This window comes from Ruegeria sp. BI7 (genome assembly GCF_056537925.1).
On the sequence record NZ_JBQFSK010000002.1, the window covers coordinates 20,242 to 33,533 of the forward strand.

A 13,292-nucleotide genomic window follows, 5' to 3' on the forward strand; every position below is an offset into this window, starting at 1 on the left:
GTACCTCGTTTGCGACAGCCGCAGCTGCCGCATCACCGGTTTCGATGCCCTTGAGAAGTTTCTGGATCAGGTCCCCTTTCGAAGCCACAGAAACAATTCACACATTCTTACGCGAAAAATAAAATGAGTTGCCATCTTCGGTATCAGCCAATCGAAACGAAGTCACTGATTACAAGCTGGGACTGAGGTTCAATGTGGTCAAGTGACAACTCTGTTGGTGCCGCAGCGCGGCTTCGCCAACGCGAACACTGGGTAATCTAATTAACGATGTCGCGGATGTTCAGGTAGTTGGGTCACCAGCGCTCTCGTTAACGATCTCAAGTATGCGGTTTCGTTGGATTTTCCCAGATGGCCCTTTTGGCAGTTCCAGCAGAAAATGAACGCGATCGGGCGATTTGAACCGGCCGACCTGCGCTTCGCAAATTTTCGATAGATCCATAGAGGTCACTTGAGACCCCTCGCGAATTGCAACAGCGGCTTCTACGGTTTCACCATAGCTGGCGCAGGGGCGTGCGAAAGCTGCCGCTTCGACAACGTCTGGGTGGGAATAAAGCGCTTCATCGATCTCACGCGGCGCAATGTTCTCACCGCCTTTGATGATCAACTCTTTCAAGCGTCCTGTTACAAAAACATATCCGTCCTTGTCCATGCGCGCGAGGTCGCCGGTGCGCAACCAGCCATCAACCGTAAACGTTCCCGACGTCGCGCGGGAGTCCTTGAGGTATTCCAGCATCACATTGGGACCACGAATGACCAATTCGCCTTCGGTTCCGCGCGGCACAGGTTGAAGACTGGCGTCCAGGATTGCCGCTTCGTTTCCAAAGGCAACCCCGGGCGACCCGATCTTACGAACACCCGGAGGCAGCGGGTTCGACAGAATCTGCGCCGCCGTCTCAGTCAGGCCCATCGTTTCTATGATCGGAATTTCGAAGCGGTTTTCAAAACTGCGCTGAACGTCCGGCGCCAATGCTGAAGATGCGGATCGTCCGAAGCGTACGCGCTGTCGGGTATTGGCATCCGGACTGGTGTCCGAGTGCAGCAGATGAGAAATGATGGTTGGTACCACCGAGAACCAAGTTGCGCCGACCTTGCCAAGATTGTCCCAGAATCTGCTGGTCGAAAACTTTTCGCACATGGCCAGCGAACCGCCCGATACCAATGTTCCCATCACCGTCACGCACAGCCCGTTTATGTGGTAGATCGGTAAGACGCAAAACCCGCGGTCAGCGTCAGTCAATTGGTGCGCGACCGCAGTTGTCCAACCGCCCGCCAACAAGCTGGCGTGAGTGTGAACCACCCCCTTGGGACGCCCGGTCGTCCCCGAAGTGTACATCAACAGCGCATGACTACTTGATGAGATGCCATGCAGGTTGCTGCCGGTGTCTTTGGCGTTTGATACATGCAGCGCTGTAATCGCTGCCGGATCGGCTGTTCGCGCAAACAGGTCCGTTTGGTCGGAATGCACGAACCCATAACGTGCATCGCTGTGCTCCAGAGCATAGGTAACGGCGCTGTCTCCGGCGACGAGGTTGATCATCGTTGCCCGAAATCCGCCATAGAGAACGCCGAACAAAACCTCCAACGCTTCGCGACAATTTGGGTAGAGGATGGCGACACTTTCGCCTTTTTCCACGCCCAGATCGGTCAACATGACGGCAACACGACGCGCGGTTTCGCGCAACTCGCTCCAAGTCAGGTCCGCCGCGCCGTCCGGGAAGACGAAGCCGGTCCCACCTTGGATCGCACGGTAGTCCAGCCAATCACGGATGGTGCCTTCGGGTGGGTTGGTCATTGTCCGACCTCCGACCAGTAGGCGCCGAAAATCTCATCAAGCCCGGGTTCGCGCGGCGGCGTTTCACGCACAATTTTCGTGGTCTGGACGAAGTGACGCCAGTGCAGATTGGTGTCGATTGAGTTCTCGCCCCAGCTGCCGCAGCCCATCGACAGCGAAAAAGGCATCCCGTTGGTAAAGCTGCCGCCAGTGGCAAAGGTATGTGCTTGATTAACGATCACCCGGCAGGTGGGCAGATCACGCCCCATACCGATGGCACGCGCATCGTCATTCGTATGAATGCCAACCGAATGCCCCGCCCCTTGATGCGCCAGAATTCGGGTTGCAATTTCCCTAGCGTCGTCGAAATCCGCCGCGTGATAGAGTGCCAGAACCCGGCTGAGTTTTTCGCCCGACAAAGGATGATCCGCGCCGATACCGTCGGTCTCAACCGCAAGAAACTTGGTTCCTTCAGGGACTTTGCCTGCCATCCCCAAGGCGTCTAGCATCTTGTCGGCGTCCTGCGCGATAACGGACCGGTTGAGGTGACCGTCAGGCCAGAGCCGCGCGATGATACCGTCTGTTTCCGAAGACGGTACCAGAACGCCGCCTTCGGTCGCCATCGCGGCGACGAATGCGTCATAAACCGCATCCACCACGACCAAAGCATTCTCGGAAGAGCAGGACGTTGCATTGTCGAAACATTTAGACGCCGCGATCTTGGCTGCGGCATCTTGCAGGTCGGCGGTTTCGTCGACAATCACAGTTACGTTGCCAGCGCCAACCGCCACCGCAGGCGTGCCGCAGGACTGCGCGCGCTGGACGTTGTTTTGACTGCCAGTGCAGATCACCCGATCAACGGTCTCCATCAACCGCTGGGTTTTCGCCTTTGACCCGGGCGCTGCGATCATCTGGACCAGATCACAATCCAGCCCCAGTTTGTCAAACTCAGCGTGGATGTAACCCACCAGCAGCTCACAAGAGGCCACGCCCTTGGGCGACGGTGCCACCACGATGGAATTGCCACCCTTGAGCGCATTGATGATGTTGTTCGCGGGCGTGGCGGCAGGGTTGGTCGAAGGGACGACCGCGCCAATGACCCCGATCGGCCGGGCAATCTCGGTAATTCCGGTGGCCGGATCGTCGCTGATAATGCCCTGGGTTTTAACGCTCGCGATATCCCGCAACAGGCCAAGTGTCTTGCGGTGGTTCTTTGTGATCTTGTCGGGCACATTGCCCAGTCCGGTGGTTTCGACGGCTACCTCGGCAAGCGCCCGATTGCGCGTCGGTTCCATGATGGCCCAGCCCGCCGCCAGTGCCGCTTTGTCGTAAAGCGACTGGCTAGCACCGGCTTCAAAAGCCGCCTGAGCTTTTCGCGCGCGTGCGACAATACGATCTATTTCAGCAATTTCGGGGGAAATCCCGTCCTGAGCGTTCATCTTGGTCCTCGAATGGTTGTTCGGGGCGGACCCGTTCCGCCCCGCTATGATCGCCGGATCAGAGGCCGGCCAGCAATTCGTTCAGTGTCTGTTGGCGTTGAGCCCACATTTCGATCACTTCGTCCCGTGTCATGATGTGCATTGGCGAACCGCCTGCCTCCATCTTTTTGGCGACGCGGGAATTGGCGAACATCTCGGGCACGGTGGCGGCCAGTTTCTCGATCACCTCCGGCGGAGTTCCTTTGGGCACCATCACACCCCGGAAGTTGACCGACGAATTGTCGACCTCGAGCCCCTGTTCCATCATCGTCGGAACATCCGGCAGGAAGGCGTTGCGTTCCAGATCGGCGACGCCCAGGATTTTGACGTTACCCGCCTCTTGGGCGCGGAACGCGTCAGACAGGTTGTTGATGCCGCCCATGACTTCGCCCGCGATCACCGCTTTCATTGCTGCGGCCCCGCCACCTTTGGTCGGGATATAGGCCATTTTGGTCCCGGCGGCCTTGTCGAGTTGCAGTGCAGCAATGTGGTGGCCTACAAACAATCCTGCACCCGAAACGGTCAGTTTGCCGGGGTTTTCCTTCGCAAAGGCGACAACATCCTGCATTGAATTAAATTCACTGTCCGCACCAACCACGAACACAGCAGGATCGGCCCCCCAATTGGCGATGGGCTCAAAGCTGTCGGTCGAGTATTCGACGCCGCCCTTGATCGATTGGGCGATGAAGTGGGGAACGTTGTAGGCGGCCAAAGTATAACCGTCCGGGTCGGCCTGCGTGGCAAACCAGTTCCAGCCAACGCGACCACCTGCGCCGGGTTTGTTGATGATGGCAATGGGCATTCCCAGCGCATCCTCGTTCCCGGCCGTCATGGTGACGATCCGCGCCTGAAAGTCGGTTGCACCTCCGGCCCCATAGCTGACCATCATCATCAGTGGTCGTTCCGGGTATTCCTCGGCCATTGCCTGGCCTGTCAGGCCAGCCAGAACCAGTGCGGCCCCTGCGATCAATCGTTTCATTTTGCGTTTCCTCCCTGATTTGGTTCACCCGCAAATTGGTGCGGTCAGAACAGAATTTCCCTTGGGGTGTAGACGTTCAGAAGCATGGCGAAGAGCCCGTACATCACCGTCACAAACACCACTGTGATGACCCCGCGTTTGATCCAGCTTTTTGCTTCGGCATGAGGCGCGGGATCGTAGATCGACAGCAGGACAAAAAAGGCAATGGTCGTAGCGGTATAGAACCCAAGCGTTTTTGCCGCCCAGAACACGTAGATCAGCGTGATGATCAGGCCGGGCAGCATGTTGATGAACATGGCGCGCGTCACGCCGTTTCCGACCTTGGACAAGCCCATCAGGGCTTTGCCAAATGTCCAGCCGGCCAGAACCACGAAAACAGACGCGATAAGGCGCGGGAACAGAAAGGCTTCGGCCGGTTGCTGGGTATAGCTGACCCACGTCACCCAGAGACCAACTGCAAAAACCAGACCCGACCCGAATATGTGCTGCGAGCGGTTCATGCCTGCGCCTCCTCTTTGGTGGTGTAGCGACGGCTGCGCAGCTCCATCCAGACCGAATAGGCGATCGAGGCCAGCACAATGACAATCAGCAACAGGTTCAAACCGCCGGTCAGGAAATACGAAGCCTTGCCAACGGTGGCGTCGGCGATCATTCCGCCCTGAATGAAGTTGGCCTCGGCGATGGGTCCAAGGATCAGCCCCAGCACCAGGGGTGCGGCAGAGAATCCGAAACGTTCCAGAAAGAACATGCCGATGCCAAGACAGGCCATGACATAGACGTCGCCCATCGATCCCTGCACCGAATAGGCCCCAAAGACCGACAGCGCCAGAACGATGGCGGCCATGACCGATTGCGGCACCTGCGCCACGCGGGCTGCTAGCCCTGCGACATAAAGGCCAAAGATGCACATCAGTATCTGCCCGATCAGCATCGAGTTGATGAAGGTCCAGGCGACATCGGGGTGATTGTCGAACAGGTCTGAGCCGGGGAAAATACCGTGAATCAGCAAGCCGCCCAACAGAACAGCGGCGGTGGGGCTGCCGGGAATGGACAGCGTCAGCAAAGGTACCAGAGATGGGCCGACCATGGCATTGTTGGCGGATTCCGCAGCGATCACGCCTTCGGAATGACCCGTGCCGAACTTGTCTTTTTCAGCCGAGAACTTTTTGGTCTGATCGTAGGCGACAAGACCCGCGATTTGTCCGCCGACACCCGGGATCAGGCCGATGATCGAGCCTGTCATCGTGCCGATACCCAGCGCGCGGGTGCGGCTGAACAACTCTCGGAATGCCGCGACGATCGAATGGCGCTGCACTTCAATGACCTCGGCCCCTGCGCTATGGCGACCCTTGGCGAACATCGTCAGCACCTGTGGGATTGCGAACAGGCCGATCAGCGCGGCAATGATGTTGATTCCACCACCCAAAGCGGGGTGAAAGATGAAACGCTGCGCCCCCATGATGTCATCAAAGCCGATAGTGGCCAGCCACAAGCCGATGCAGCCTGACAGTAGCCCCTTTACCACCGACGCGGAGTCCAGAGTGCCGATCACCGTCACGCCCAGAATGGCCAACCAAAATAAATGCGAAGGACCGAACGCCAGAGCCCATTTGGCCAAAACGGGGGTTAGGAAGATCAAAAGCAGAACCCCGAATATTCCCCCCACCGCCGAAGCCAAAAACGAAAGCTGCAAAGCGCGCGCACCTTGGCCTTGTTTGGCCATCGTATGCCCGTCCAGTGTTGTGGCGATATTGGCAGGCGCGCCGGGGATCTTGAGGAGAATTGCGCTGACTGCCCCTCCGGCCACGGTCGATGTATAGGCGGCTCCCAGCAAGATCAGACCCTGCGCCGCCTCAAGCTGGAAGGTAAACGGGATCAACAGCGCGACAGCCATGGTCGGTGAAAGCCCGGGCGTCGCACCCAGGATGAGACCACCGATCGTGCCGCCGAGCAACAGCATGAATGACAACGGGGTAAACACGTCTCCGAAGTAATAAATGAATTCCATTCAGGGCCTCCCAACCCGTCGGTTCATGTTTCTTACTTTTGTTGACAAATCAGGTTAGGCGATGAAAATAGTATTGCAAATGTTTTCATAAATTCGACCAAACGGGAGAATATTATGTCAAGTTTTCAGAAGGGTAAGGTGGATATTGTGGCGGTCGCAAAGGCCGCAAAAGTGTCACCATCCACAGTGTCGCGCACCTTTAATCACCCGGATCTGGTGAACCCAGCGACTCGCAAAAAGATCAATCGAGCGGTTCAGAGACTGGGGTATATCCGCAATCGGGCCGCGCAGACGATGCATGGCAAACGGTCCGGTACCATCGGCCTTGTGGTGCCCACGATCAACCATGCCATTTTCGCCGAGGTTATTCAGGCATTCTCGGATTCGATCGACAAGGCCGGGTTCAGCCTGTTGCTGGCGTCGCACGGATACGATCTTGACCGGGAATACGCCATGGTCCGCAAACTGCTCGAGCATCGCGTGGATGGCGTCGCGCTTGTCGGTTTGGAACACGCCGAGGCAACCGCCCGCCTGATCGAACAGCAGAAAATTCCGGGGCTGGCGATATGGAACTACTCCGAAGATTCAGACTTGCCCTGTGTCGGGGCAGACAATCTTCTGGCCGGGCGACTTGCGACCGAGCATCTTCTGGCCTTGGGGCATCGGGACATCGGACTGATTTTTCCCAAAACCAATGGCAATGATCGAGCGCAGCACCGGTTCACAGCCGTGCATGATACGCTCGCGGAAAGGGATATTTGCCTTCCGGACAAGCGAGTTTCCGAAGCGCCCTACAGTGTCTCGCAGGCAAAGCAGGCTGCCACTTACCTTTTGACGGAACATCCGCGCCCTACGGCATTGTTGTGCGGAAACGATGTTATTGCACAGGGTGCCTTGTTTGCCGCGCAGAGACTGGGCCTGACCGTGCCCGAAGACCTGTCGATTATCGGCATCGGCGATTTCAAAGGGTCGTCAGACGTCGAGCCGGGTCTAACGACCATTCGTATTCCGGCAGAAACCATCGGAACGCTGGCGGGGGAAAAGTTCACCGACTACATTACCTCAGACGATCCGGAGCCATTCAGAGTCTGCTGCGAATTGGAGTGCATCGTCAGAGGAACAACGGGTCCAGTGACGATTTAGCGGCTATACAAGGCAATATTTTTTGACCCCGGAAAATTCTCGTATTGAGCGTTTACGGGTGTGAAGGTGTGAACGCCCCTGCTGGTTGCGATGAACTGATAGCAGATTGGCAATTTTCTCGCTTTAAGTGCTTGCGGTGTGAAAACTGCTGCATGAGCGCCGGATAGTTCGCTTCCGCGCAGTAGAAAAGTTATGATTCACACAGACTGTAGCAATTCATTAGCCGAGTAGTTGCACCTCTTGGACGCCATGCGGCGGGGTTACGCTCCAACTGTTAGCCTCACTCCTCAACTTTGCGCTGCTTTATAGTAGTCTTGAAGCCACCTGCAGAACTAGTTCACCTCGTTTCGTTTTTCCGAGGTGACCTGAACGACCAAAAAACACTGCGGGCGTAGGCAGCCGATCATCGAGTGGAGAGACCAGCAGTCCCTATTTGATGTAGTTGCGCAAAAAATCCTCCGAGATAGTCGCCGCGCCTTGGCCGCGGGAAACGATCTGCAAGGCAATCAGTGAAGAATCCACCTTCATGGCAGTGTGGTCCCGCAACTCTATGCCAGCATTCCCCGCCATCTGATCCCAGTCCGCCTCTGAGCCGATGATCTGGACAGCCCGTTCGGCCAATTTTTTCAGGCACAGGTTGCGACTGAGCGAGGCGGCCAGGCTTGGATGGCAAACGATTTCGGCAAATTGATGCCCCAGATGGCGGATGTCGCGTTCGGCCCAGTCGCCATATCCGGCATACTCGGAGTTACCATTTTACTTTGGGTTACAGACAGCTGGCATGGAATCGCACCTGCGTGGGTCGCACTTAGGGCCGCTTTGATCTGTGCATTACCTGTAGTCGGTGTCATCCCCTTCAGTGATCTTCCTCAGAAAGTAAACATTGCGCCAATCTTCTTTGTGTCCGGGGTCATTGGCTTCGGAGCCGTGGTTTTTCACTCCGGAATAAATGCCTGGGCCGGAGTGTATCTGGTGACCATGTTCATGAAGCAAACCTTTCCAGCAATACGGCAATATTTGCCTCTCTGGCCGCCATCGGATCACTGGTGGCGGTGTGTACAACGGTTCCGACTGCGCCAGGTGTAATGACGCCACTGGCAGGACAATTGGCAGAAACCACTGGCTGGCCAGTTGAGTGGGTCTTAACGGCGCAAGTTCCAACATGGATTCTCGTGCCGTTTCCATACCTGGTTCCGCCTTTGCTTCTGACAATGTCAATCGGTCGAATTTCGTCAGCGCAGGCAGTTCGCCTGCTGCTAGCTTACTTCGCGATTGGAGTTACCCTGCTCGCCACACTTCATTTCCTTTGGGCTAGGTCATTGGGCTTCTTTCTATGATAACTTAGCCCACCCGTGCCAGAAGCAATCATACCGATAGAGCCAAGTTCAATCATGTACTAACAATCAACTTAAACCAGTCAGATGAGGCTGCTTTGGTTGATTGAAAACCGAGGGATCAGTGCCCGCCTTTCAGCATGGCTTGCATAGGCACTATCTGTGCGCTCCTGAAACTCCAGTCTTCAGCTTGGATCAATGATCGGTCTATTCGCTGCGCAGAATACACGAAAACGTAGATCCGCAGAAATCTCCGTGCCGTGAGCGCCACAAAGGAAGCTCTCTTGGTCTCTTTCCAAGCATTCCCTACCTGTCAACCGAAAATCGCGTTCTTAAGTTTTGGAAATTTTGGCCCGTTTCCGAGTCTCAAAGACTCGAAAACCTAAGTAACTGAATCTGTTGCATGCGCAGTCTCAGTAATTAAGCGATCCGACAAGAATTGTTGGCTTTCAATAATATGAAACCAAGCGCCTGAGAGTTTTACATTTTTCAATACAGTACTTTGAATGAAAAAAGTTTCCGGCCCCTCCCCAAGAGGAACCGGAAACCCCATCTTTTTGCAACCAAATGGTTTTGCTTGACCTTACCTTAGGACCACGACGCTGCAATTGGAATGCCGTACAACCCTGGCGGCCGTAGATCCCAGTAGCAGGTCAGAAAGACCGGGTCGGTGTGAGGACACGACGACACAATCTGCCTTGTGCTTTTCCTGCCAACTGAGGATTGCATTGGTCGAATGTCCTGACACAACATGAACATCGATCACGTCCGATCCCAGCTCTGCCGTCAAAGTATCCGCAAGCTCATCAATTGCTTTCTTAAGCTGATCCTTCGGAAAATATGACGCCATGTAGGATGGCAGCTCTTCCATAATGGACAAGACCGAAATCCGACCACCGTCCGCCAACAGTTTTTTCGCTGCTTCTATGGATGCCGTATACTCTTTCTCATGTCCGGGAGCTACGGGGACAAGTATATGTTTGAACATCTGATATCCTCTATTTCAGCGCGTTGGGCAGCCAGGTGGCGATTTCCGGGAAGATGAAAATCAACGTGAGGCCAACGAATTGAAGCACAACAAAGGGTCCAACCGAGTTGTAAACATCGCCCATACTCACGTCCTTGGGCAAAACGCCCTTGATCCAGAACAGAACGAAGCCGAATGGAGGGGTCAGATAGGCGATCTGAATGTTTACGATGAACAAAGCGCCGAACCACAGTTTGTCGATCCCCAGTTCATCAATGATCGGGATGAACAGTGGGGTACAAAGCAGAATGATGGCCCAGTCATCCATGACCATACCCAGGATCAAGATGATCAGCATCATCATCAACAGGATGCCTGTGCTTCCGCCTGGCATGGATAGAACCAGATTGGTCAGAAGGTCCTGGCTGCCCAAGGTATTGAACACGTTGAGATAGACAGTTGCGCCAATCAGGATCCACAGGCCCATACCGCTGAGCTTTACTGTCGACACCAGCGATTCAACCAGAACTTCCTTGGTCAGTTTGCCATAGATGAAGTTGATGACGAATGCGCCCGCAGCACCAAACGCAGCAGCCTCGGCAGGCGTTGCGATGCCGCCCCAGATAACGCCCAAAACGATCACGATCAAAAGGGCAAAGGGCCAGATGCTGAGCACGGCGCTGAGTTTTTCACTCACCGTGAATTTCTGATCTGCCGGCAGAGCGGGCCCAAGTTCCGGTTGAATGCGGCAACGGACACCGATGTAGATGGTATAGAACATGGCAAGCATCAGACCCGGCATCAGACCGGCCATGAACAGGTCACCGATGGATACTTTTGCCAAAAGACCATAGAAGATGAACGGAACGCTCGGCGGGATCAGCGCGCCCAGAGCGCCACCTGCCGCGATACATCCGATGGCGATCCTACGGTCATAATTGTATCGCATCATCGAGGGGTATGCGATCTGCCCCATGGTTGTCGTCGCAGGTGGCGTGATGCCAGTGATAGCTGCGAAAACGGTACAGACCTGAACCGTTCCCATCGCCAGTCCGCCATGAACATGTCCAATCAGCTTATAGACAGCGTCATAGGCGGCCTCGGCTATTCCGGAAAATCGTATCAAGGATCCCATGAACAGGAAGAGCGGCACGGTCACCAGAATCGAACTCCACGGAGTCGAATAAAAGGCACTTGGCACCGACAAGAGCGCTCGCGGTTCTATGATCATCGCGAACAGTACGGCTGTACCGCCAAGGCCAAATGAGACCGGCAAACCCATGAAAAGAATGGCGAATAGCACTATGAAGTACAGCGCTGTGATAAGTTCAAGGCTCATTTTTTGTCTTTCCTTAGCACGTGGCAGCCTAGGAACGTCGGCTAATGCGCGGTTCCAAATGCCGTATTGTTGGCGGCATTTTCCGGGGCACCGCTGGCTCGTTTAACAAGCCAGCGGTCATTTTGTGCGTCACGTATGACGAATTTTCGGTGGATTAGTTCCCTGCAGCTTTATCTTCGAGGAACTTTTTGTAGATTTCGACGCCTTTGGCGTTTCCTTTAGATGCTGCAGCAACTTGGGGCCAAACTTCTGCGATGGACTTTTCACGCATTCTTGCCACTTCTTCGTCGCTCAGCATGATCACTTCGCCACCGGCATCGCGCAGGATTTGCAGCGCTTCTTCAACGCCTTCCGCGTGCATACGGCTGGTTTCAAAGTAGGTTTCTTCGAAAATACCGTCGATTTGCTCACGCTGCCAGTCCGTCAGGGCATTCCAGCTTTGCAGGTTGATGAAGATTTCCTGGTGCTGTGCGGGGTTCCAACCCGGCATGATCGCGTAGTCGATCACTTCCTGGAAGGACATGTCGTCGATCCCACCGGTATCCCAGTAGGTGCCTTCGATCGTTCCCAGCTTGATGGCAGTATAGATTTCGCCACCGTTCATGGAAACGGGTGCACCGCCCATTGTCGAGTGGAAGATCGCCTGAGGACCACCTGCGCGCATTTTGTGGCCTTCCAGGTCTTCCATTTTTTCAACCCGGAATTTGGTGAACATCGCGTTTGGACCCTGGTTGGTCCAACCAGCCCAGTGCAGGTTACGCGCGTGTGCAGCTTCCTGAACGATATCGCCGACGCGATAATCAGGATTTCCCCACATCACTTCCCATGCTTCTTCGGTGTTGTTGGCGCCCATTGCCATACCGAAAGCCAGCATGCCTTCCGGCATATCACCACCATAGACGGATCCCCAGCCGGCATAGCCGTCTGTTTGACCGGCTGCGGCTGCAGAGAAGGCCTCGGCGCCGCTTACCAGTGCGCCAGCAGGCTCGACACGGATTTTAACGGTACCTTGTGTTGCTTCCTCAACGGCTTCAACCCAAGGGATCAGGCCGTTGTCCCAACCAGCGTCAGTTTGGTCAAATGCCGGCTGGAAAACCCATTCTGTTACCTCATCCGGCGGGCCGTCGGCAGCGAAAGCAACGCTTGCGCTGGTGGCAAGAGCACCGGCCCAAAAGGCTGTCTTTATGGATTTTTCAAGTTTCATTTGTATCCTCCTTGTTTGTAGAGATGATTTTTTTCGTTTTGATCTTGTTCAGATTAGGACGTCGCCGGGTTTCGGCTTACGCCTCATCAGGTTCGCCGCCGAAGATTGTTTGCAAATCCACAAGAAGCTTCTTGATGACGATCAGCAGAACAAAGAACCCGGCGAGTGGGATTGCAAATTTGATTGGGTAGATCGGAATCGGCACCGATGTCGGCGTCCACTGGTTGAGCATCAGTGAAAGCGAACCCGCTTCGTATCCTTTCCAGATCAGTGTAACCAGAAAGAGGATCGCGATGGGCGCGGTCAACACATCTAGGATCGCCTTCTTTCGCGTTGTCGCATTCGCGTAGAAAAGATCAAGCTTCACAAAGCTATCATGCTGCAGCGAATAGATACCACCCACACATGCCAAAAGCACCATTGCGGCCTGCAAGGTGGTGCCGATCCATTGCGATGGGTTGTTGAGCAGGTAACGCATGAAAACGTCGGAAACACCAAACGCCATGCAGTACAAAATCAGAAACCATCCGATCCAACCTGCGAATTCGGATATGGCCCCTGTAAGAGCTTCAAGTCCTCGCATCAGCACGCTTTGTCCTCCCCGTGAAAATGCCTATTTTGAACAAGGCGTTGCAATAACTTTGCAGACCCAGCTCTGTCTTCCCTAGAGGAATATGATGCGTTCCATACGCGAGCAGGCGCAACCCCTCATTTCGCAGAAGGCTTGCATCGTCCTCCTCGGGTCAAGTTAAGATTATGCAGGCTAATAAGCGAAAGGCACAGATCGATGAAAATATGGGCACAGATCAATCCAATGCTTATCACATTGTAAAATAACAATATTAGTCGATATCGACTTGAAATTAAGCGGATAATTTCAATGACGATGGGAACAGTTAGCGCCCGTCCAACGCACATCGCTTCAATGGAGCGACCAGACCGTGGTTCTTCGTCGTCATGATGCATTCCAAAGATGAGATTCAGAAAAGCACTAGGATGCTACACAGATTTTGCGTAGGCACGTGTTAGTGTTTTCGCGAGGCCTTTGGGATCAACTTCAAATAATAGA

11 protein-coding genes are annotated in these 13,292 nt (G+C 54.8%); 2 read left to right on the plus strand and 9 right to left on the minus strand.

The annotated features are described in order from the left end of the window. Nucleotides 1-280 precede the first annotated feature (280 nt). Genes ACR0JB_RS07785 through ACR0JB_RS07805 form a run of 5 tightly spaced genes read right to left on the minus strand, consistent with a single transcriptional unit; the run spans nt 281 to nt 6,236 of the window. Nucleotides 281-1,792: an AMP-binding protein gene (locus ACR0JB_RS07785; protein ID WP_170394494.1), complete on the minus strand. Its 1,512-nt coding sequence runs from the start codon at nt 1,790-1,792 to the stop codon at nt 281-283. After that, nucleotides 1,789-3,210, minus strand: coding sequence for an acylating sulfoacetaldehyde dehydrogenase (sauS, locus tag ACR0JB_RS07790; protein ID WP_170351244.1), 1,422 nt, complete (start codon nt 3,208-3,210; stop codon nt 1,789-1,791). Before sauS ends, ACR0JB_RS07785 begins: the two co-directional genes overlap by 4 nt. Before the next feature lie 58 nt (nt 3,211-3,268). Beyond that, nucleotides 3,269-4,228: a Bug family tripartite tricarboxylate transporter substrate binding protein gene (locus ACR0JB_RS07795; RefSeq protein WP_170351243.1), complete on the minus strand. Its 960-nt coding sequence runs from the start codon at nt 4,226-4,228 to the stop codon at nt 3,269-3,271. A gap of 44 nt (nt 4,229-4,272) precedes the next feature. Then, nucleotides 4,273-4,728: a tripartite tricarboxylate transporter TctB family protein gene (locus ACR0JB_RS07800; RefSeq protein WP_170351242.1), complete on the minus strand. Its 456-nt coding sequence runs from the start codon at nt 4,726-4,728 to the stop codon at nt 4,273-4,275. Beyond that, nucleotides 4,725-6,236, minus strand: a complete 1,512-nt coding sequence (locus ACR0JB_RS07805; RefSeq protein WP_170394496.1) for a tripartite tricarboxylate transporter permease — start codon at nt 6,234-6,236, stop codon at nt 4,725-4,727. Before ACR0JB_RS07805 ends, ACR0JB_RS07800 begins: the two co-directional genes overlap by 4 nt. A 114-nt stretch (nt 6,237-6,350) precedes the next feature. Here ACR0JB_RS07805 and ACR0JB_RS07810 point away from each other — a divergent pair, with 114 nt between their 5' ends. Beyond that, the gene (locus ACR0JB_RS07810; RefSeq protein WP_170394499.1) at nt 6,351-7,379 is read left to right on the plus strand and encodes a LacI family DNA-binding transcriptional regulator; all 1,029 of its coding nucleotides are present in this window, start codon (nt 6,351-6,353) and stop codon (nt 7,377-7,379) included. Nucleotides 7,380-8,045: 666 nt separating this feature from the next. Beyond that, nucleotides 8,046-8,465 carry a hypothetical protein gene (locus ACR0JB_RS07815; protein WP_170394502.1) on the plus strand — a complete coding sequence of 140 codons (420 nt, stop codon included), beginning with the start codon at nt 8,046-8,048 and terminating at the stop codon, nt 8,463-8,465. An 831-nt stretch (nt 8,466-9,296) separates the two neighbouring features. Here ACR0JB_RS07815 and ACR0JB_RS07820 read toward each other — a convergent pair. The 4 genes from ACR0JB_RS07820 to ACR0JB_RS07835 all read right to left on the minus strand — a co-directional run bounded on the left by ACR0JB_RS07820 (nt 9,297) and on the right by ACR0JB_RS07835 (nt 12,806). Next, a complete protein-coding gene (locus ACR0JB_RS07820) occupies nt 9,297-9,701 on the minus strand; it encodes a universal stress protein (RefSeq protein WP_170379675.1) in 405 nt (134 codons plus the stop codon). Between the two features lie 10 nt (nt 9,702-9,711). Further along, nucleotides 9,712-11,019 carry a TRAP transporter large permease gene (locus ACR0JB_RS07825; RefSeq protein ID WP_170379673.1) on the minus strand — a complete coding sequence of 436 codons (1,308 nt, stop codon included), beginning with the start codon at nt 11,017-11,019 and terminating at the stop codon, nt 9,712-9,714. A 154-nt stretch (nt 11,020-11,173) separates the two neighbouring features. Then, nucleotides 11,174-12,223 carry a TRAP transporter substrate-binding protein gene (locus tag ACR0JB_RS07830; RefSeq protein ID WP_170351236.1) on the minus strand — a complete coding sequence of 350 codons (1,050 nt, stop codon included), beginning with the start codon at nt 12,221-12,223 and terminating at the stop codon, nt 11,174-11,176. 76 nt (nt 12,224-12,299) lie between these two features. Then, complete coding sequence (locus ACR0JB_RS07835; RefSeq protein ID WP_170351235.1) at nt 12,300-12,806, minus strand: TRAP transporter small permease subunit; 507 nt, start codon at nt 12,804-12,806, stop codon at nt 12,300-12,302. Between the last annotated feature and the right edge of the window lie 486 nt (nt 12,807-13,292).